This is a genomic window from Candidatus Pelagibacter sp. PS_11, from assembly GCF_059417975.1.
In genome coordinates, this window is sequence record NZ_CM182075.1 from 450,036 (window position 1) to 470,767 (window position 20,732).

The 20,732-nt window shown below is 30.9% G+C and carries 23 protein-coding genes and 5 tRNA genes; 17 read left to right on the forward strand and 11 right to left on the reverse strand.

Annotation, left to right across the window (positions count from 1 at the left end; translation table 11 throughout):
- The first annotated feature begins 12 nt into the window (after positions 1–12).
- Together rpsD and AC5SLT_RS02370 are read left to right on the forward strand one after the other, a co-directional pair.
- Entirely contained in the window at positions 13–630 is a 618-nt protein-coding gene (rpsD, locus tag AC5SLT_RS02365; protein ID WP_018414188.1) for a 30S ribosomal protein S4, read from the forward strand.
- Between the two features lie 136 nt (positions 631–766).
- Entirely contained in the window at positions 767–1,957 is a 1,191-nt protein-coding gene (locus AC5SLT_RS02370; protein ID WP_494592385.1) for a class I SAM-dependent methyltransferase, read from the forward strand.
- Between the two features lie 4 nt (positions 1,958–1,961).
- On the opposite strand, the gene grxD is transcribed toward AC5SLT_RS02370, so the two are convergent.
- From grxD to sfsA, 9 genes are read right to left on the reverse strand one after another with little or no spacing between them, the layout of a single operon-like run.
- Positions 1,962–2,294, reverse strand: coding sequence for a Grx4 family monothiol glutaredoxin (gene grxD / locus AC5SLT_RS02375; protein ID WP_271564803.1), 333 nt, complete (start codon positions 2,292–2,294; stop codon positions 1,962–1,964).
- A complete protein-coding gene (locus AC5SLT_RS02380) occupies positions 2,294–2,524 on the reverse strand; it encodes a BolA/IbaG family iron-sulfur metabolism protein (protein ID WP_494592387.1) in 231 nt (76 codons plus the stop codon). Before AC5SLT_RS02380 ends, grxD begins: the two co-directional genes overlap by 1 nt.
- 1 nt (position 2,525) lies before the next feature.
- Positions 2,526–4,718, reverse strand: coding sequence for a phosphoribosylformylglycinamidine synthase subunit PurL (gene purL / locus AC5SLT_RS02385; RefSeq protein WP_494592388.1), 2,193 nt, complete (start codon positions 4,716–4,718; stop codon positions 2,526–2,528).
- Positions 4,718–5,401 carry a phosphoribosylformylglycinamidine synthase I gene (purQ, locus tag AC5SLT_RS02390; RefSeq protein ID WP_494592389.1) on the reverse strand — a complete coding sequence of 228 codons (684 nt, stop codon included), beginning with the start codon at positions 5,399–5,401 and terminating at the stop codon, positions 4,718–4,720. The genes purL and purQ overlap by 1 nt, the downstream gene beginning before the upstream one ends.
- Positions 5,402–5,407: 6 nt before the next feature.
- Positions 5,408–5,650 (reverse strand): phosphoribosylformylglycinamidine synthase subunit PurS, encoded by a 243-nt coding sequence (purS, locus tag AC5SLT_RS02395; protein WP_006996789.1) that lies wholly within the window; start codon positions 5,648–5,650, stop codon positions 5,408–5,410.
- Position 5,651: 1 nt separating this feature from the next.
- Positions 5,652–6,434 (reverse strand): phosphoribosylaminoimidazolesuccinocarboxamide synthase, encoded by a 783-nt coding sequence (gene purC, locus AC5SLT_RS02400; protein ID WP_006996790.1) that lies wholly within the window; start codon positions 6,432–6,434, stop codon positions 5,652–5,654.
- Positions 6,434–7,726 (reverse strand): adenylosuccinate lyase, encoded by a 1,293-nt coding sequence (purB, locus tag AC5SLT_RS02405; protein WP_494578608.1) that lies wholly within the window; start codon positions 7,724–7,726, stop codon positions 6,434–6,436. The genes purC and purB overlap by 1 nt, the downstream gene beginning before the upstream one ends.
- A gap of 3 nt (positions 7,727–7,729) precedes the next feature.
- Positions 7,730–8,500: a type I methionyl aminopeptidase gene (map, locus tag AC5SLT_RS02410; RefSeq protein ID WP_271485654.1), complete on the reverse strand. Its 771-nt coding sequence runs from the start codon at positions 8,498–8,500 to the stop codon at positions 7,730–7,732.
- A complete protein-coding gene (sfsA, locus tag AC5SLT_RS02415; RefSeq protein ID WP_494592392.1) occupies positions 8,493–9,191 on the reverse strand; it encodes a DNA/RNA nuclease SfsA in 699 nt (232 codons plus the stop codon). Before sfsA ends, map begins: the two co-directional genes overlap by 8 nt.
- Before the next feature lie 21 nt (positions 9,192–9,212).
- On the opposite strand from sfsA, the gene AC5SLT_RS02420 reads away from it, so the two are divergent.
- The 4 genes from AC5SLT_RS02420 (at position 9,213) to AC5SLT_RS02435 (ending at position 11,316) form a co-directional block, all read left to right on the forward strand.
- Complete coding sequence (locus AC5SLT_RS02420) at positions 9,213–9,962, forward strand: competence/damage-inducible protein A (protein WP_494592394.1); 750 nt, start codon at positions 9,213–9,215, stop codon at positions 9,960–9,962.
- Positions 9,963–9,966: 4 nt separating this feature from the next.
- Positions 9,967–10,368, forward strand: coding sequence for a gamma-glutamylcyclotransferase family protein (locus AC5SLT_RS02425; protein WP_011282161.1), 402 nt, complete (start codon positions 9,967–9,969; stop codon positions 10,366–10,368).
- Between the two features lie 79 nt (positions 10,369–10,447).
- Positions 10,448–10,532 (forward strand) — tRNA-Leu (locus AC5SLT_RS02430).
- Between the two features lie 4 nt (positions 10,533–10,536).
- Entirely contained in the window at positions 10,537–11,316 is a 780-nt protein-coding gene (locus AC5SLT_RS02435) for an NAD kinase (protein WP_494592396.1), read from the forward strand.
- Between the two features lie 4 nt (positions 11,317–11,320).
- On the opposite strand, the gene AC5SLT_RS02440 is transcribed toward AC5SLT_RS02435, so the two are convergent.
- Positions 11,321–11,396 (reverse strand) — tRNA-Thr (locus AC5SLT_RS02440).
- A gap of 33 nt (positions 11,397–11,429) precedes the next feature.
- Positions 11,430–12,173 carry a 23S rRNA (guanosine(2251)-2'-O)-methyltransferase RlmB gene (gene rlmB, locus AC5SLT_RS02445; RefSeq protein ID WP_018414179.1) on the reverse strand — a complete coding sequence of 248 codons (744 nt, stop codon included), beginning with the start codon at positions 12,171–12,173 and terminating at the stop codon, positions 11,430–11,432.
- A gap of 131 nt (positions 12,174–12,304) precedes the next feature.
- Between rlmB and AC5SLT_RS02450 the strand changes: the two genes are divergently transcribed.
- The 11 genes from AC5SLT_RS02450 to rpoB all read left to right on the forward strand — a co-directional run bounded on the left by AC5SLT_RS02450 (position 12,305) and on the right by rpoB (position 20,732).
- A tRNA-Tyr gene (locus AC5SLT_RS02450) sits at positions 12,305–12,390 on the forward strand.
- A gap of 46 nt (positions 12,391–12,436) precedes the next feature.
- Positions 12,437–12,510, forward strand: a tRNA-Gly gene (locus tag AC5SLT_RS02455).
- A gap of 47 nt (positions 12,511–12,557) precedes the next feature.
- Positions 12,558–13,748, forward strand: coding sequence for an elongation factor Tu (tuf, locus tag AC5SLT_RS02460; RefSeq protein ID WP_271563404.1), 1,191 nt, complete (start codon positions 12,558–12,560; stop codon positions 13,746–13,748).
- A 7-nt stretch (positions 13,749–13,755) separates the two neighbouring features.
- Positions 13,756–13,831 (forward strand) — tRNA-Trp (locus AC5SLT_RS02465).
- 19 nt (positions 13,832–13,850) lie between these two features.
- Entirely contained in the window at positions 13,851–14,042 is a 192-nt protein-coding gene (gene secE, locus AC5SLT_RS02470) for a preprotein translocase subunit SecE (protein ID WP_006996799.1), read from the forward strand.
- The gene (gene nusG, locus AC5SLT_RS02475; protein ID WP_006996800.1) at positions 14,042–14,572 is read left to right on the forward strand and encodes a transcription termination/antitermination protein NusG; all 531 of its coding nucleotides are present in this window, start codon (positions 14,042–14,044) and stop codon (positions 14,570–14,572) included. The genes secE and nusG overlap by 1 nt, the downstream gene beginning before the upstream one ends.
- Positions 14,572–14,997, forward strand: a complete 426-nt coding sequence (rplK, locus tag AC5SLT_RS02480; RefSeq protein ID WP_006996801.1) for a 50S ribosomal protein L11 — start codon at positions 14,572–14,574, stop codon at positions 14,995–14,997. Before nusG ends, rplK begins: the two co-directional genes overlap by 1 nt.
- The gene (rplA, locus tag AC5SLT_RS02485) at positions 14,997–15,686 is read left to right on the forward strand and encodes a 50S ribosomal protein L1 (RefSeq protein ID WP_494592398.1); all 690 of its coding nucleotides are present in this window, start codon (positions 14,997–14,999) and stop codon (positions 15,684–15,686) included. The genes rplK and rplA overlap by 1 nt, the downstream gene beginning before the upstream one ends.
- A gap of 5 nt (positions 15,687–15,691) precedes the next feature.
- A complete protein-coding gene (gene rplJ, locus AC5SLT_RS02490; protein WP_006996803.1) occupies positions 15,692–16,192 on the forward strand; it encodes a 50S ribosomal protein L10 in 501 nt (166 codons plus the stop codon).
- Between the two features lie 27 nt (positions 16,193–16,219).
- A complete protein-coding gene (gene rplL, locus AC5SLT_RS02495; RefSeq protein WP_006996804.1) occupies positions 16,220–16,585 on the forward strand; it encodes a 50S ribosomal protein L7/L12 in 366 nt (121 codons plus the stop codon).
- A 55-nt stretch (positions 16,586–16,640) separates the two neighbouring features.
- Positions 16,641–20,732, forward strand: coding sequence for a DNA-directed RNA polymerase subunit beta (gene rpoB / locus AC5SLT_RS02500; RefSeq protein WP_494592400.1), 4,092 nt, complete (start codon positions 16,641–16,643; stop codon positions 20,730–20,732).

Below are 20,732 nucleotides of genomic sequence, written 5' to 3' on the forward strand. Positions count from 1 at the left end.
CCCACCTATCAAATGACAAAAAGAATAAGCGCTAAACATAAAATAGATAGAAGGTTAAAAATTAACCTATGGGGTAGACCTAAAAGTCCTTTTAATAAAAGGGATTATGGTCCAGGACAACACGGACAAGGTAGAAAAGGAAAACCTTCTGATTACGGAATTCAGCTACAAGCTAAACAAAAATTAAAGGGTTACTACGGTAACATTAACGAAAGACAATTCAGAAATATTTATAAAAAAGCTACCATGTTGAAAGGGGATACGGGTGAAAATTTAATTGGATTACTTGAGAGAAGATTAGATTCTGTTGTTTATAGAGCAAGATTTTCAACAACAGTATTTTCAGCGAGACAACTTATTAACCATGGTCACGTAAGAGTTAACGGTAAAAAAGTTAATATTGGAAGTTATGTTGTTAAAGAAGAAGATATAATTGAAATTAGAGATAAATCTAAACAGTTAGCTATAATTGATATTGCTCTAGCTAGTAAAGAAAGAGAAACTCCTGAGTACATTAATTTAGATGAAAAAAATAAAAAAGTTACTTTTGTTAGAACGCCTAAGTTCGACGAAGTTCCTTATCCAGTAGTAATGGAACCTAATCTAGTAATTGAATATTACTCTAGATAATAAATATCCTTTTTTTAAAAAATTCTTTTAATATTGTTCTTAAAATTTCAATAAAATTGTGAATTAATCCTGAGTGAATTTTACATAAATTCATTATATATTTTTTCTTATAAATAAAATTTTTATGAGATTTTAAATGCAACTGGCAAGATATTTAAATAAATTGTTTCAGAAAGATGGCTTTCTTTTAATTGATGCAAATTCAAATAAATATATTATTGGCACACCGAAAGACAATAAGCCAATCACAGTTAAAATATTAGATAAGAAACTCCATTATAAATTATTTTTTAGGCCAGATTTATATTTTGGTGAAGCTTATTCTAATGGAGATATACAAATTGAAAACGGAAGTTTAACCGATTTCTTAGATATAGCGCTTATGAATATAGGAAGAGGTGAATTAAATTTTTTTAGTATGTTGATAAATAAGCTTTATGGTTCTTATAGATATTTGACAAACTTTAACTTTATAAAAAAATCAAAAATGAATGTGGCACATCACTATGATCTCTCAGATGATTTATACAGTTTATTTCTAGATCCTAAAAAACAATACTCTTGTGGATATTTTATAAATGAAAATGATACTTTAGAAGATGCTCAAAATAATAAAATACAACATATAATAAAAAAACTTAATATAAAGCCAAATCAAAAAGTTCTTGATATAGGTTGTGGCTGGGGATCTTTAGCTATTGATATTGCAAAAAGCAATAATTGTGAAGTTACTGGAATTACTCTATCCGAAAATCAGTTTAACTACTGTGTTAAAAAAGCCAAAAAGCTTAATTTAGAAAATCAAGTTACCTTTAAATTAATAGATTATCGTCAGTTAGATGAAAAGTTTGATAGAATTGTAAGTGTTGGAATGTTTGAACATGTGGGTAGGAAGTTTTATAAAAATTTTTTTAAGAAGATTGATAATTTGCTTAATGATGATGGTGTTTCACTAGTTCACACTATTGGCTCAGTTAATCCTCCTAGAGACCCACACCCCTGGATAACTAAGTATATTTTTCCAGGTGGTTATACGCCTAGTCTCAGTGAGGTGGTAACGCCCGTTGAAAAAGCCGGATTAATAGTATCTGACATAGAGGTTCTTAAATTACATTATTCTCACACTCTAAGGCACTGGAAAGAAAATTGTATTAAAAATAAAATTCAAATAATTAATATGTTTGATGAAAAATTTTTTAGGATGTGGGAATTTTATTTAGCTAGCTGTGAAAGTGCTTTTAAATGGGGAGATCAAGTTGTTTATCAGTTCCAACTAACAAAAAACTATATGTCCACTCCTAATACTAGAGATTATATTTATAAGTAATAAATTATTTTTTAAAATTAATTCCTTTATCCTCAAGGACTTTTTTGAGCTCACCGTTTTCATACATTTCCTTAACGATGTCACAGCCACCAACAAATTCACCTTTGATGTAAACTTGTGGAATAGTAGGCCAGTCACTAAATTCTTTTATACCTTCTCTTAAAGACTGAGATTCAAGAACATTTATTCCTTTGTAATTTACTTCTAAAATTTTTAACATATTTGACACAGCCATAGAAAATCCACATTGAGGAGCATCTGGCGTTCCTTTCATAAATAAACATACTTCGTTGGTGTCTATATGACTTTGAATTAAATTTTTTGTACTATCGTCCATTATTGTTCCTTTGTTTTAATTGCTAATGCATGAAGTTCGTTACCCATTTTTCCTTTTAAAGAATTGTATACCATCTTGTGTTGTTCAATTTTACTTTTTCCTGAAAATTCTTTAGAGGTTATTGTCGCTGAGTAGTGATTACTATCTCCTGCAAGATCTTGAATTTCTATTATAGCATCTGGCAAAGCTTCTTTAATGAGTGTTTCAACTTCTTTTATATTCATTGCCATTTTAATTTTCCATGTAGTTCGTTAGCCAATTTGTATGTGATTTAATCAAATCGTCAATTGATACTTTTGTCTTATCGTCAATTATTAAACTATCCTCATTTACTAACCCAAGTTCATCAAAATGTACGGAGTTTTCTTGAAGTATTTTAGTGGCATTTTCTAAATCATCTTTACTAATTTCAATAATGTATCTTCCCTGATCTTCACCAAATAAGTATTCAAATTGATTAATTAAGTAATTAGATTTTTTAAGAGTTGCACCTTTTTTACCTTTAATACACATTTTAGAAAGAGCAGTAATTATTCCACCTAAAGAAACATCGTGAGCAGATTTTATAAATTTTTTATCAATAAGCTTTAAGATTGTTTCACCATTATTTTTTTCATTAAAAAGATTAATTTCAGGAGGAGGTCCATTTTTTTCATTTAGAATATCTCTTGCAAATAAGCTTTGATCCAAGTGACCTTCAGTTTTACCAATAACTAAAAGTATATTACCAACTTCTTTTAAATCCATTGTAACCATGTTTTGGTAATCTTTAATTAAACCAACTCCCCCAATTGCTGGAGTAGGTTTAATCCCAATATCTTTTGTTTGGTTGTAAAATGAAACGTTTCCTGAAACTACTGGAAACTCTAAGTAAGCACTTGCTTCACCTAAACCTTGAACACACTCAACAAACTCACCCATGTTATCTTCGTTTTCGGGACTACCAAAATTTAAACAATTAGTAATAGCAATTGGTTTAGCACCAACTGAAATTAAGTTCCTCCAACTTTCACAAACAATTTGCTTTCCTCCACTTAAAGGGTGAGCCCAACAATATACAGCAGATGAATCTACAGCTGCTGCAACAGCTTTATTGGTACCATGAACTCTAACAACACCAGCATCTCCGCCAGGTTTTTGAATAGTATCACCCATAACAGTATGATCGTATTGTTGCCAAATCCACTCTTTGCTACACACATTTGGATTAGATAATATTTTGTTTAAAACATTTTTTACTTTTAAGGTTTTAAATTGTTCTTTATTAACTTTAATTCTTTTAGGCAATTTAGCCTTTTTCCATTTTCGATCATACATAGGTGAGTTTTCAACCAATGTGTTAACAGGAATATCTGCTACCTTTTCTTCATTAAAATAAAGTTCAATCTTTTTACTTTTTGTTGTTTGTCCAATTACAGCAAAATCTAAATTCCATTTATCAAATATTCTTTTAGCCATTTCTTCTTTGCCATTTTCTAAAACAATAAGCATTCGTTCTTGGCTTTCAGATAGCATAATTTCATAGGGAGACATATTTGCTTCTCTACAAGGAACTTTATTTAAATTGATCTCAATTCCTAAATTTCCTTTTGAAGCCATTTCAATACTTGAAGAAGTTAATCCAGCAGCACCCATATCCTGAATAGCAATAATTGAATCTCCTGCCATTAATTCTAAACAAGCCTCTAATAATAGTTTTTCTGTAAAAGGATCTCCAACTTGAACAGTTGGTTTTTTTTCTTCAATTTTATCATCAAATGAAGCTGATGCCATGCTTGCACCATGAATTCCATCACGACCTGTTTTTGAACCAACATAGATTACAGGTTTTCCTAGACCTGCAGCTTTTGAATAAAAAATTTTATCTTTTTTTACATGACCTAAGGTCATAGCATTTACTAAAATATTACCATTATAAGACTCGTCAAAACTAGTTTGACCAGCAATTGTTGGAACCCCCATGCAATTACCATATCCGCCTATACCGTGAACAACTCCACGTAATAAATTCTTAGTTTTTTTATGTTGAGGTGAGCCAAAATGAATTGAGTTTAAATTAGCTATGGGTCTTGCTCCCATTGTAAAGACATCTCTCATAATTCCACCAACACCCGTTGCGGCACCTTGATAAGGTTCAATAAATGAAGGGTGATTATGACTTTCAATTTTAAATACTATTGCATCATCATCGTCAATATCAATAACACCAGCATTTTCACCAGGACCTTGAATTACGTTTTTTCCTTTAGTAGGTAAGTTTTTAAGATGAAATCTTGAAGATTTATAAGAACAATGCTCATTCCACATTGCTGAGAAAATACCAAGCTCAGTAATATTGGGAACTCTTTTTAACAAATCACAGATTTTTTTATATTCATCTTTTTTTAAACCATGATCAATTGCAAGTTGTTCGTTAACTATCATTATTTTAAATTATTAATTAAGTTTTGAAAAAAAATTGAACCATCTTCACCTGAAAGAGCAGGGTCTATCATTCTTTCAGGATGAGGCATCATTCCTAAAACATTTTTTTGTTTATTAAACACACCAGCTATATTTTGTAATGAACCATTTGGATTAGATTGTTCATTAACATTTCCGTTTTCATCTGAATAAAATAAAGCTATTTGATTATTGTCATTAATTTCTTTAATTTGATCATTAGAGCAAAAGTAATTTCCTTCATTATGTGCTATATGAAATTCATAAACTTCTTTTTTGTTATCCTTAAAATAAGAGTTGTCTTGATTATTAACTTTTACAAAAACATTTTTACAAATGAACTCTAAGTATTTATTTCTAAGTAGAACTCCCGGCAACAAACCTGACTCGACTAAAATTTGAAACCCATTACAAACTCCCATAACTTTACCACCCCCTTGGGCAAAATTTAAAACAGATTTCATGATTTTAGATTTTGATGCCATACTTCCACATCTAAGGTAATCCCCATATGAGAACCCACCTGGCAAAACGACTAAGTCACTTTTTGGAAGCTCAACATCATCATGCCAAACCATTTTATTTTTAAAGCCAAATTTTTTTAAAGCAACATCCATGTCTCTATCACAATTAGATCCAGGAAAGGTTATTACGGATGAATGCATTTTTTATTATTGTGATCCAATAATTTTAAAGTCTTCTATTACTAAGTTTGCTAAAAGTTTCTTACACATTTCTTCAACTTTTTTTTCAGCTTTTTTCTTATCGTCTTCTTTAGTGTCAATTTCAAAATATTTTCCTTGTCTTACTTCATTAATCCCTTCAAACCCCATACCGTCCAGGGTTTGATGGATAACTTTACCTTGAGGATCTAAAACATCTTTTTTAAGAGTTATAATTACAGATATTTTCATATTATTTTCTTTTTTTAACTGATCTTAACTTTGTAACATTAACAGCACTTAAATTTGATTGCTCATGCAATATACCAAGTCTTTTTGCAACTTCAGTATATGCGGGTATCAAATCACCCAAATCTTTACGAAATCTATCTTTATCTAGTTTTTTATCAGTAATACTGTCCCATAATCTGCAAGTGTCAGGACTAATCTCATCAGCCAGAATAACCTCATTTTTCCCATTTTCTTTAAGTCTTCCAAATTCAAGTTTGAAATCAATTAGTTTAATCCCAACTCCTCTAAACATTCCAATCATAAAATCATTAATTCTAAGAATCATTTTTTTAACTTTTTCTAATTCAGATTTTGTAGCCCAATCAAAAGCTAAAATATGCTCTTCAGCAATAAGTGGATCACCCAATTTATCATCTTTAAGGCAATACTCTAATAGTGGCTGTTTTAAAACTGTTCCATCTTCGATACCTAATCTTTTAGTAATAGAGCCTGTTGCAACATTACGAACAATGAATTCAATAGGTATAATCTCAACTAATTTGATAATTTGTTCTCTCATATTTAGTCTTTTTACTAAATGATTTTTAATCCCAATTTGAGTTAGGTTTGATAAAATATGTTCTGAAATTCTATTGTTTAAAACACCTTTGCCTTCAATTGTTGATTTTTTCAAATTATTAAAAGCAGTTGCATCATCTTTGAAATATTGAATAACCAAATTTTTATCAGATGTTGCGTAAATTATTTTAGCTTTACCTTCGTATAATTTTTTACCTTTTTTCATTATTTGAATACTCTTTTAAAAATTAAATCTACGTTTTTAAAATGCGATGAATAATTGAATATAGCTTTTAATCTTTTTGATGAAATTTTAGCCATTATGAATTTATCATCTGATATAACATCAAATAAATGCAGATTTTCTGCAAAACATTTTTTTGCATAATTTTGAACCATTTTGTAAGATTGTTCTCTACTTAAACCTGATTTTGTTAGCTCTAACATTACTTCTTGTGAAAAAATTAAACCCTTAGTTATATTTAAATTTTCAATCATTTTTTTTGGATAGACAAGCATTTTATCTAAAATATTACTTAGTCTTGCTAAAGCAAAATCTAAGGTAATATTTGCGTCTGGACCAATATTTCTTTCAACACTTGAGTGAGAAATATCTCTTTCATGCCATAGTGCAATATTTTCAAGAGCAGGGATTACAGCACTTCGAACCATTCTTGCAAGACCTGTTAAATTTTCACTTAGGATTGGATTTTTTTTATGTGGCATTGCAGATGAACCTTTTTGATCTTTTGAAAAAAACTCTTGAACTTCATAAACTTCAGTTCTCTGTAAATGTCTAATCTCAATTGCAACTCTTTCAACTGATCCTGCAATAATTCCAAGAATTGAAAAATAAAAAGCGTGCCTATCTCTTGGTATTACTTGAGTTGATATAGGCTCAACTTTTAATCCAAGTTTTTTTGCTACATGTTTTTCAACATTAGGATTAATATTTGCAAATGTGCCAACAGCACCAGAAATTGCGCATGTTGAAATTTCATCAATTGCATCAACTAATCTTTTTCTATTTCTCTTAAACTCTTCATAAAATGAAGCTAATTTTAAACCAAATGTTATAGGTTCAGCATGAATTCCATGACTTCTGCCCATGCAAGGAGTGTATTTATATTTTTTGGCTTGTTTCTTTAAAACTTTTAGAATTTGATCGATATCACTGAGTAAAATTTTACCAGATTGAACTAATTGAATATTTAAACTGGTATCTAAAACATCAGAAGAGGTCATACCTTGGTGAAGGTATCTTGCTTTAATCCCTGCTTTTTCAGTAACAGATGTTAAAAATGCTATAACATCGTGCTTAACTTTACTCTCAATTTGATGAATTCTTTTAACGTTTATTTTAGCTTTTTTTCTAACAATTGATGAAACACCTTTTGGAATTTGACCTAATTTTTCCATGGCTTCTGCTGCAGCAACCTCTACATCGAGCCAAATTTGGTATTTGTTTTGTTCTGACCATATGTCAGTTAGTGGTTTTCTAGAATATCGTTCAATCATTAATTATAAGTAAGGAGGCTTAGAATAACCTTTAACAGATTCTGTAAAGATTTCATAACCATTTTCAGTAATACCTAACGTATGTTCAAATTGTGCTGATAAAGATTTGTCTTTTGTAACTGCAGTCCAGCCATCTTTTAGCATCTTTACATCCCATTCACCGATATTTATCATAGGCTCAATTGTAAAAGTCATTCCAGGTCTAAGTTCCATCCCTGTATTTCTTCTTCCATAATGTAAAATATTAGGTGGTTCGTGGAATGTTGTGCTTATTCCATGACCACAAAAATCTCTAACGACTGAGTAGCCTTTTTTTTCAACAAAAGATTGTATTTCATATCCAATGTCACCCAATTTTAATCCTGGTTTTAATAAGTTGATTGCTCTCATCATCGACTCGTATGTAGCATCAATTAAGTTATTAACTTTAACAGGAGTTTTTCCAACACAAAACATTCGACTTGTGTCACCATAATGTTCATCAACTATAGCTGTTACATCAACATTTAAAGCATCACCTTCAACTAAAACTCTATCAGAAGGTATACCGTGACAAACAACATGATTTAAAGAAGTGCATAATGATTTTTTAAAACCTCTATAAAAAAGTGGAGCTGAGTAACCACCGTTGTCCCTAATAAATTCATATCCTAATTTATCTACAAAATCTGTAGTTACACCTGGCTTAATATTATCTGTAAGCATATCAAGAGTTCTTGCTGCAAGATTTCCAGCAACTCTCATCTTTTCAAATTTTTCTAAATAATCAGGCATTTATAATTTTAATTTTTTTATCAATTTTAATTTCTTTTGAATTTATTTTACATTGATAAGCTAAAAAGTTAACTCCAGCTTTTTTTGCAAGTAAATAATTTTCATAATATTCTTTATCAATGTCTTTTGCTATTTTAAAATTATCCACACCCTCTATTTGGACTAAAAATAATAGATAGGATTTATAGCCTTTTTTTACCGCCTCTATAAGTGTTTTTAAATGCTTTGACCCTCTAGTTGTAACGGCATCTGGAAATTCTGCAGTTTTTTCTTCTCTAAATAAAGTAACATTTTTAACTTCTACAAATATTTTTTGTTTATTTTTTTCAACTAAAAAATCAAACCGTGTTTCTTTATCAAAAAATACCTCAGCCTTGATACTGTCAATGTTAGCAATTTCTTTAACTAGATTATTTGCTAAACCATGGAAGGCAATTTTATTTGCAAAATGAGTATTAACACCAACTAAATTTTTTTTAACTTTAACTATTTCAAGGGTATATTTTAACTTTCTTTTTGGGTCATCATTTTTAGATACATAAACCATATTTCCTTCATCTAATAAGCCCTTCATAGATCCAGTATTAGGGCAATGTGCTGTAACAATTTCCTTGCCAATTTTAACGTCTGCAAAAAACCTCTTATAACGTTTGATCAGTTTGCCTTTTATTAAAGCTTTGGTAAATTCCATATTTAAATTGTATATTTAATAATGACCCAAAATACAAAATTTAATGCAGCAATACTTATTATAGGTAATGAGATCCTATCTGGAAGAACGCAAGACACTAATACCAGCACAATAGCACAATGGCTAAACTCAATTGGTGTAAAAGTTAACGAAGTTAGGGTTATTCCAGATATAGAAAATACAATTATTGAGACCGTTAATCATTTAAGAAAAGTTAATAATTATGTATTTACAACTGGTGGTATAGGACCAACTCATGATGATATTACTGCTCAGTCTATTTCTAAAGCATTTAATCTTGAGTATGAAATTCACAAAGAAGCTTTTAAAATATTAGAAGCTTATTACAAAGTGGGTGAATTTAATGAAGGTCGACAAAAAATGGTATGGATGCCACGTAATGCTAATTTAATATTAAATCCAACAAGTGGTGCCCCGGGATTTTATATAGAAAACGTTTTTTGCTTACCGGGAGTTCCTTCAATTTTAAAATCAATGTTGGGTGGATTAAAAAACAAGATAGTAGGGGGAGATCCAATATTAAGCCATACAATAAGTTTAAAAACTGTTGAAAGTGAAATTGCAAACTCTTTAACCAATGTTCAAGATAACAATAAAGATGTTGAAATTGGAAGTTACCCATTTTTTCATGCAGGAAAATTAGGCGTATCAATAGTAATAAGATCTGAAGACCAACTTAAAATTGATAAGTGTAGTTCTGAAGTATTAGAGTTTGTTAATCTAAAAAAAATAGAAGTAGTTGTTAGATAGTTTAATGCTTTATTTTGCTTACGGAAGTAATCTTAATCATTTTCAAATGAAAAGAAGATGCAAAGATAGTGTCTTTTTAAAAAAAATTAACTTAACTAATTTCAAACTAACCTTTAGAAGCAAATATAGAGCTGCTGATATAGAACCTAAAAAAAACTCAATTGTTCCTGGTGCTTTATTTGAAATATCTAAAAGTGATGAAAAAAAATTAGACGTTTATGAAGATTATCCAGTTCTATATAAAAAATATTATTTTACTTATTATGGTAAAAAAGTAATGACATATACCATGACTAAAAAAACTTTATTTGCATATCCAACAGAACGATATTTAAATGTTGTAAAGAGAGGTTATAAAGATTGTAATTTAGATAATCGTATTCTTAAAAAAGCATTAAAAGCTTAATTAAAATATTGATATGATTTGTTAACAAAAAGAAGTTGAGTTATAAATAAAAACAGTTAAACAAATGAAAATAGTACATGCCCTCGTGGTGAAATTGGTAGACACAACGGACTTAAAATCCGTGCCTTTTTGGAGTGCCAGTTCGAGTCTGGCCGAGGGCACCACTAAATGAGAGATAAAGTATATTTAGTATTTGATAAAACCAAAGTCTCCCTTAAGATTAAGTCAATTCTTATTAAAAAAGTTAACATTACATCTTTAAGAAAATCCAACGTAATAATTGTTCTAGGAGGAGATGGTTTCATGCTTCAAACTTTAAAAAAATTACATATATATAAAAAACCTTTCTATGGAATTAATTCTGGGAACTATGGTTTTTTGATGAATAAGTTTTCTAATGAAAACTTTATTAAAAATTTGAATATCTCTAATAGTGTAAAGATTTATCCTATACAAATGACTGTGACTAATAAAAAAAATCAAACAAAAAAATCAATAGCTATCAATGAGGTGTCAATATTAAGACAAAGTAAGCAGGCATCATCAATTTCAATTACCGCTAATAAGAAAAATATTATTAAAAATCTAATCTCTGATGGTGTGTTAGTTTCAACACCGGCAGGTAGTACAGCTTATAATTTATCAGCACATGGACCAATTTTAAATTTAGATTCAAGAAAATTAGCAGTAACGCCGATTAGTCCTTTTAGACCTAGAAGATGGAAGGGTACAATTATTAGTGATAAATCTAAAATTTTAATAAAAAATTTAGATACAAGTAAAAGACCTATTAGCGCTGTTGCAGATAATTTTGAGGTTAGAAATGCAAAGACAATTAAAATTCAAGCCAATAAAAAAATTAGCTTTGAATTATTATATGATAAAAATAACAGTCTTCACAAAAAAATAAAGATTGAACAAACACGTAAAGAAACTTCAAATAATTAAGTGATGGTGCCCCCGCACGGAGTCGAACCGCGGACCTATTGATTACAAATCAATTGCTCTACCAGCTGAGCTACAAGGGCATAAACGATTTCTATTAAGAAATCTTAGACTAATCAAGAATTTTTTTTCAAATAACTTAAATGATGAAACACAATCGCTGCACTATTTGAGATATTTAAGCTTTCTACATCCTTATTTATGTCAATCTTCACAAAAAAATCTGTGTACTTTCCAGTATGCTCTCTCATACCAAAACCTTCAGATCCGAACAAAAGAACATTTTTCCCTTCCCATTTGATATCTGTAAAGTCTTTTTCTCCTCTTGCATCAAATCCATAAACCCAAAAATTTTTTTCTCTTAAATTTTTAAGTGTTGAATTTATGTTAGATACTTCAAAAATATTAATATGCTCCATGCATCCACTTGCGGCTTTATACATAAGCTTACTATCAGACGGAAATTGTCTTTCTTTAACTATTAATCCATCTATATGAAATGAAGAAGCACTTCTAATTAACGATCCAATATTTCTAGGATCCGTTACTTCATCAATGCAAACAAATGTTAATTTATTTTTTCCTTTTATAAATTCTTTTAAGTCGGGTTGATCGATATGCTCAACTTCTGCAATGTACCCACCGTGCATAATTTGATCTTTAGAAGTATACTTGTCCAATTCTTTTTTTGATTTAAAATAGACTTTAACGTCTTCCAGGACATTTTTCTTCGGGTTCTTTCTATGAATATTTTTTTTACTTTCTTCCGTTAAAAAAACTTTTAAAACCTTTCTTTTGGGGTTTCTTAAAGCCTCAATTACAGCATGTTGACCAACGATTAAAAAAGATGATTTATTCATAAAATTATCTTTGTTTTATACGTATTTTCCTCCATTTTCACAGTAAATCTCGTGTTGCAATTGCATAATAAAAATATATAAAACGCATATTGTTTGAAGCTTTATTGAGCAAGGGGACACTTCCCCAAAAAGGAGGGGTTCCAGAGCGGTCAAATGGGGCGGGCTGTAAACCCGTTGACTTCGGTCTTCGAAAGTTCGAATCTTTCCCCCTCCACCAATCAATAAAATTTTTTATAACAATGGAGTGTTATTCTTGATGTTGTGCGGGTGTAGTTCAATGGTAGAACGCTAGCCTTCCAAGCTGGATGTAAGAGTTCGATTCTCTTTACCCGCTCCAAGAAAAAAAGAAATTATTAATAAAACTAAAACTGAGGTAAAAACGTAATGTCAAAAGAAAAGTTCGTAAGAAATAAACCACACTGTAACATCGGTACAATTGGTCATGTCGACCACGGTAAGACAACATTAACAGCTGCTATCACAATTACATTAGCAGAACTTGGTGGAGGAAAAGCTGTTGCTTACGATCAGATTGATAAAGCCCCTGAAGAAAAAGAAAGAGGGATTACAATTTCAACTGCTCACGTTGAATACGAAACTGAAAAAAGACACTACGCACACGTTGATTGTCCAGGTCACGCTGACTATGTAAAAAACATGATTACAGGTGCAGCTCAAATGGATGGAGCTATCTTAGTAGTTAATGCTGCTGATGGTCCTATGCCTCAAACTAGAGAACACATTCTTTTAGGTAGACAAGTTGGTATTCCTGCAATTGTTGTTTACTTAAATAAAGTAGATCAAGTTGATGATAAAGATATGATCGAACTTGTTGAAGAAGAAATTAGAGAACTTTTAACTTCATACAAATATCCTGGTGATAAAACTCCTATCGTTAAAGGATCTGCATTAGCTGCTGTTGAAGGCAGAGATGAAGAAATTGGAAAAAATTCTATTGTAGAATTAATGAAAGCTGTTGATGAATTTATTCCTCAACCAACTAGAGATATTGACAAGCCTTTCCTAATGCCTGTTGAGGATGTTTTCTCAATTTCAGGTAGAGGAACTGTTGCAACTGGAAGAATTGAATCTGGTGTTATTAAAACAGGTGAAGAAGTTGAAATCGTAGGAGTTACTGCAACTAAAAAATCAGTTTGTACTGGTGTTGAAATGTTCAGAAAACTTTTAGATTCAGGTGAAGCAGGTGATAACGTGGGTATTCTATTAAGAGGTGTTGAGCGAGATGACATTCAAAGAGGACAAGTTCTTTGTAAACCCGCTTCAATTACACCACACACTAAATTTGAAGCTCAGGCTTATGTACTTAAAAAAGATGAGGGTGGAAGACACACTCCATTCTTTACTAAATACAGACCTCAGTTTTACTTTAGAACAACTGATGTAACTGGAGAAGTTACATTACCAGCTGGAACTGAAATGGTTATGCCTGGTGATGACGCTAAATTCACTGTTACATTAATTACTCCAATTGCGATGAGTGAAAAATTAAACTTTGCTATTCGTGAAGGTGGTAGAACAGTTGGAGCTGGAGTAGTAACTAAAATTATAGAGTAAACTCTATAGGAGTGTAGCTCAATTGGTAGAGTGCCGGTCTCCAAAACCGGAGGTTGAGGGTTCGATTCCCTCCGCTCCTGCCAATAAGCTAAACAGTATATTATGAAAAACCCGATAAAATTTATCCAAGAAGTTAAACAAGAAGCCTTTAAAGTTTCTTGGCCTACAGGAAAAGAAACAATGCAAGGTGCATTAATGGTATTTGCTATGGCAGTTATTATGTCTCTTTTCTTTTTGCTTCTTGATCAAGTACTTAAATTTTTATTGGAAGCTTTACTAAAGGTAAGTATTTAATGAAAAATTGGTATATTGTTCAATCTCACTCAAATTTTGAGAATAAAGTTGCTGGATTAATTAAGGAAGAAGCTGAAAAAGCAAAAATTTCTGACAAAATTGAAGAAATTGTTGTTCCAACACACGATGTAACAGAAGTAAAAAGAGGAAAGAGAATTCAGAGAAAAAAGAAATACTTTCCTGGTTATGTTTTGATTAAAAGTGAAATGGATAATGATCTTTATCATTTAATTAAAAACTTAAAGCGTGTAAGTGGGTTTTTAGGTTCAAAGGGCATTCCAGTTCCTGTTTCTGATAAAGAAATAGAAAAGATTTTAGGCCAAATAAAAGATGGTGTAGCTCAGCCAAAATCTGGTATAGAATACAGCATTGGTGAAAAAGTTCAGGTCGTTGACGGTCCTTTTGCATCATTCAGCGGTATGGTTGAAGATATAGATGAAGAGAAATCAAGACTTAAGGTTTCAGTTTCAATATTTGGAAGACCAACACCAGTTGATTTAGAATATAACCAAGTAGAGAAAGCAAGTTAATGGCAAAAGAAATTAGTGGATATATAAAGTTACAAATTATGGGTGGCCAAGCCAATCCAGCACCGCCAGTTGGTCCTGCGTTAGGTCAACGTGGAATTAATATAATGGAATTTTGTAAAGCTTTTAACGATAAAACAAAAGCATTTGCTGGAAAACCAATTCCAGTAGTTATCACAGTATATAAAGATAAAAAATTTGATTTTGAAATTAAATCACCGCCAGCATCACATTTTATTAAAGAAGCTGCTAAACTTAAAGGTGGATCTAAAGAACCAGGCAGAAGTATCGCTGGATCAATTACAAAAAAACAAGCAGAAGAAATTGCAACGCAAAAAATGAAAGATCTTAATGCTCACGATCTTGAGCAAGCGGTAAAAATTATTGCAGGATCTGCAAGATCAATGGGGATAGAGGTTAAAGACTAATGCCATCAAAAAGATTTAAACAATTACCTGAAAAAACAAAAGATTTAACAGCTGAAGTTATTGAAAATTTATTAACAACTGTTAAAAAAAATTGTACTACAAAATTTGATGAATCAATTGATTTGAGTTTTCAAGTAAACAACAAACAAAAAAAAGGTGAAGTAAATATTAGAACTGTAGTTAACTTACCTGGTGGAACAGGTAAAAAAGTGAAAGTGGCTGTTGTTTGTGAGGATACAAAAGCCAAAGAAGCCAAAGATGCTGGTGCAGATATAGTTGGTAGCGACGAATTTATAGATAAAATTAAAGCAGGTGAACTTAATTTTGAAAAATTAATTTGTACACCAGGTATGATGGTTAAATTATCTAAGCTAGGAAAAGTTTTAGGTCCAAAAGGATTAATGCCTAACCCAAAATTAGGATCAGTTTCAGAGGATATTAAACAAGCTGTAACAAATGCTAAATCAGGACAAGCAGAAATTAGAAACGATAAAGATGGAAATATTGGTGTAAGTATAGGTAAGAAATCTTTCCATGATGATCAATTACTTAAAAATTTTCATGCTATTTTAGATACTTTAGAAAAAGAAAAAGGAAACCTAACTTTAAAAGGTGACTTAATAAAAAATACTTTTATAACGTCAAGCATGGGTGTTTCGTATAAAGTTAAATTAGGAAAAGCTATATAGTTATGATGAACAAGGAACAAAAAAAGAATTATATTAGTGAAATGGAAACACAGTTTCAGAATAACGAAGCTGTAATGGTAACTCACTACCAAGGACTTACAATGTCTCAACTTGATGAACTTAGAGCGCAAATGAGAGAACATGGCATTAAGTTCACTATAACAAAAAATAGAATTACAAAAATTGCACTAGAAAAAACTAAGTGTAAGGAGCTATCAAATTTATTTACAGGCGCTACTGCAGTTGCTTTTTCTAATGACGCGATAATATCAGCTAGAATTTTATCTAAATTTGCCAAAACAAACGAAAGTTTGAAACTTTTAGGTGGAATTATGGGTAATGAGGTATTAGACCAAGCTGCAGTTCAAAATGTAGCAAATTTACCAACACTTGATGAAGCAAGAGCTAATCTTGTCGGAATTTTGGCTACACCAGCATCAAAATTAGTAAGTATTTTACTTGCACGATCCGAAAAAATGAGTAGTTTGAGCCCAGAAAATTCTTAAAAAACAACCTAAAGAGTATAAAAAAATATGCCTGATCTAAACAAAATTATTGAAGACTTATCAAGTTTAACTGTCGTTGAAGCAGCTGAACTTTCAAAACAGCTTGAAGAAAAGTGGGGTGTTACAGCTATGGCTGCAGCAGCACCAGCAGCAGCAGCAGGTGGTGCAGCTGAAGAAGCAAAAGATGATTTTACAATCATGTTAATTTCTGCAGGTGATAAAAAAATTAATGTTATTAAAGAAGTTAGAGCAGCAACATCTTTAGGTCTTAAAGAGGCAAAAGATTTAGTTGAGGGTGCACCAAAAGAAGTTAAGTCTGGTGTAAACAAAAAAGACGCTGAAGAGATCAAGGCTAAGTTGGAAGCAGCTGGCGCAAAAGTAGAACTTAAATAAATTAATTAGAAAGATTTCATAACTGGTTAATTTATTAATCAGTGATTAGTATTAAATGCAATTATCTTTTACTCAAAAGAAAAATGTAAGAAAAAGCTTTGGAAAGCTTTCTGAAACTTTATCTATTCCAAATTTAATTGAAGTTCAAAAAAATTCATACAAACAACTTACTGATTTTGACAGTGATGCTGGGGATTTATCAAAAGGATTTGATAGAGTTTTTAAAAGTATTTTTCCGATAGAAGATCTAAATGATAAAGCAACATTAGAATACGTTTCTTATAGACTTGAAAAACCAAAATTTGATACCGAAGAATGTATTCAAAGAGGATTATCTTTTACGTCAGCATTAAAATGTACTTTAAGATTGGTTGTTTACGAAATTGACCAAGAAAATAATACTAAAGATATTTTATCTGCCAAAGAGCAAGAAGTTTATATGGGTGAAGTACCTATGATGACTGATAGTGGAACTTTTATAACAAACGGTGTTCAAAGAGTTGTTGTAAACCAAATGCACAGAAGTCCGGGTGTTTTCTTTGATCATGATAAAGGCAAATCACATGCAAGTGGTAAATTATTATTTAATTGTAGAGTTATTCCTAACAGAGGATCTTGGTTAGATTTAGAATATGATGTTAAAGATTTTTTATATTTTAAGATTGACAGAAAGAAAAAAATATTTGCTTCAACTCTTTTGATGGCTTTAGGTTTAACTAAATCAGAAATAGCGGATGAGTTTTATGATAAAGACACTTATTCATTTGATGCGAAAACAGGTAAATGGAAAACAAAATTTAATCCTGAAAATTACAAAGCAAAAAATTTTTCTGAAGAAGTTACTGACGTTAAAACAGGAAATGTAGTAATTAAGCTTGGGGATAAAATTAATTTTTTAACTGCTAAAAAGTTAGCTTCAGATGGACTTAAAGACATTCTTGTATCTCAAGAGTCTTTAATTGGAAAATATTTGCATAATGAAGTTAAAGTTAGTGATGATGAAGAAGAAGGTACTTTTGGAATAGGTACAGAGTTAAATGACACTATTATTAAGCAAATTTTAGAAGCTAATATTAGCTCAATTGAAATTTCTATTACTAATTCTATTAATAAAGGACCTTATTTATTAACAACAATTTTAAATGATAAAAATAATTCAAAAAATGATGCAATTACTGAAATTTACAAGGTTTTAAGACCAGGTGAACCACCAACAGTTGAGATTGCTACACAGATATTTAACAACTTGTTCTTTAGTTCAGATAGATACGACCTTTCTGATGTTGGTAGAGTTAAGATGAACTCGAGACTTAACCTTGAATGTTCTGATAAAATTACAATTTTAAGAAATGACGACATAATTGCTATCGTTCATAAAATGTTAGATTTAAGAGATGGTAAAGATGAAGTTGATGATATTGATCACTTAGGCAACAGAAGAGTAAGATCTGTAGGTGAACTTGTTGAAAACCAAGCACGTATTGGTGTTTACAGAATGGAAAGAGCGATTAAAGAAAAAATGACAACTCTTGATATTGAATCAGCAATGCCACAAGATTTGATTAACGCAAAACCATTAACAGTTTCTCTTAAAGATTTTTTTGTAAGTTCACAACTTTCTCAATTTATGGATCAAACAAATCCATTATCAGAAATTACACACAAAAGAAGAGTTTCTGCTTTAGGACCAGGTGGGTTAACTAGAGAAAGAGCTGGGTTTGAAGTACGTGACGTTCATCCAACTCATTACGGAAGAATTTGTCCAATTGAAACACCTGAAGGACCGAACATTGGTTTGATTAATAGCTTATCTACTTATGCTAAAATTAATAAGTATGGTTTCATTGAAAGTCCTTATAAAAAAGTTCTAAACGGTGTAGTTCAAGATAAAGTTGAATATCTTTCAGCGATGGAAGAAACAAAATATACAATTGCTCAAGCTAATGCAAAAATAGATAAATCTGGAAAAATTTTAGAAGAACTTGTTCCTTGTAGAGAAAATTTAAACTTCGTTTTATCAAATCCAAGTAAAATTGATTATATTGATGTTTCACCTAAACAGTTAGTTTCTGTTGCAGCCTCTCTAATCCCTTTCTTAGAAAATGATGATGCGAACAGAGCTCTAATGGGATCTAACATGATGAGACAAGCGGTTCCTTTATTAAAACCGGAGTCTCCTTTAGTTGGTACTGGAATTGAAAGTGATGTTGCTCTTGATTCTGGTGTAACTATTGTTGCTAGTCGTGATGGTACAGTTGATAAAATTGATGGAAAAAGAATTGTCATCAAAGCAACTGAAGAAACGGATTTCACTAAATCTGGTGTGGATATTTATAACCTGCAAAAATTTAAAAGATCAAACCAAAATACATGTATTAACCAAAAACCACTTGTTAGAGTAGGTGATAAAGTTAAATCAGGAGATATTATTGCTGACGGACCATCTACTAAACTAGGTGAGCTAGCACTCGGAAAAAATGTGACAGTAGCATTTATGCCTTGGCAAGGTTACAATTTTGAAGATTCTATTTTAATATCAGAAAGATGTGTCACAGATGATGTATTTACATCAGTTCATATTGTTGAATATGAAGTTATGGCTAGAGATACAAAATTGGGTGAAGAAGAAATCACTAGAGATATTCCAAATGTAAATGAAGAAGCCCTAAAAAACCTTGATGAATCTGGAATTGTTTATATAGGCGCTGAAGTAAAAGCTGGCGATATATTAGTTGGTAAAGTTACACCTAAAGGAGATTCAGCATCTGGACCTGAGGAAAAATTATTAAGATCTATTTTTGGAGAAAAAGCAATCGATGTAACTGACACATCATTAAAAATGTCTAGAGGAAGCAGTGGAACGGTTGTTGATGTTAGAGTATTTAATAGACATGGTATAGAAAAAGATGAAAGATCTATTACAATTGAAAGAGCAGAAATTGATACTGTTCAACAAGACAAAATTGTAGAGGAAGAAATTCTAGAAAGAAGCATAAAACAAAGAGCTAATCAAATTTTATCAGGAGCTTCTTTAACTAAAAAAATAAAAGATTTAGACGTAGGTACCAAACTTGATCTTGAGACAATTAATAAAATTAATATTAACGATGTATTCAAAATAACAGTAGGTAATGTTAATGATGAAGCGAGTATTGCTCAATTAAAAGATCAATACAATCAAGCAAAACAAGATATTCAAGAAAGATTTGAAGATAAGGTTTTAAAAATTAGAAGTGGTGATGATTTATTACCAAGTGTTATGAAAATGGTAAAAGTTTTTGTTGCGATTAAAAGAAGATTAAGACCAGGTGATAAAATGTCAGGTAGACACGGAAACAAGGGTGTAGTCAGTAAAATTGTCCCTGTTGAAGATATGCCTTATAGAGAAGATGGAAGACCTGTTGACATTGTATTAAATCCACTTGGAGTTCCAAGTCGTATGAACGTAGGTCAAATCTTAGAAACTCACTTAGGTTGGGCTTGTAAAGAATTTGGTGAAGAAGTTAAAAGATTAGTTAATGAAAATAATAAAAAATTTGAAAAAACTGAAAAAATTTCATCATTCCTAAAATCTGTTTATGGTAAAGAAGTGTTTGATGGCGGTATTGAGAAATTAAACAAAACTGAATTTTCAGATTTATGTGAAAACTTACAAAATGGTATAGCTATTTCAACTCCAGTATTTGATGGAGCTAAAGAAAAAGATGTTTCTGAAATGCTTGAGTTAGCAAAATTACCTACTTCAGGTCAAACTAATTTATGGGATGGTAGAACAGGTGAAATGTTTGATAGACCTGTAACCGTTGGTATTATTTATATGCTTAAACTGCATCACTTGGTTGAAGATAAAATTCATGCAAGATCTACTGGTCCTTATAGTCTTGTTACACAGCAGCCATTGGGTGGTAAAGCCCAACTTGGTGGACAAAGATTTGGTGAAATGGAAGTGTGGGCTCTTGAAGCGTATGGAGCTTCGTACACATTACAAGAAATTTTAACAGTCAAGTCAGATGACGTTGCTGGAAGAGTTAAAGTTTACGAAACGATTGTTAAAGGTGAAGAGAATTTTGAGTCTGGAATTCCAGAGTCATTCAACGTTCTAGTTAAAGAAATTAAATCATTAGCACTAAACATAGAGTTAAATTAA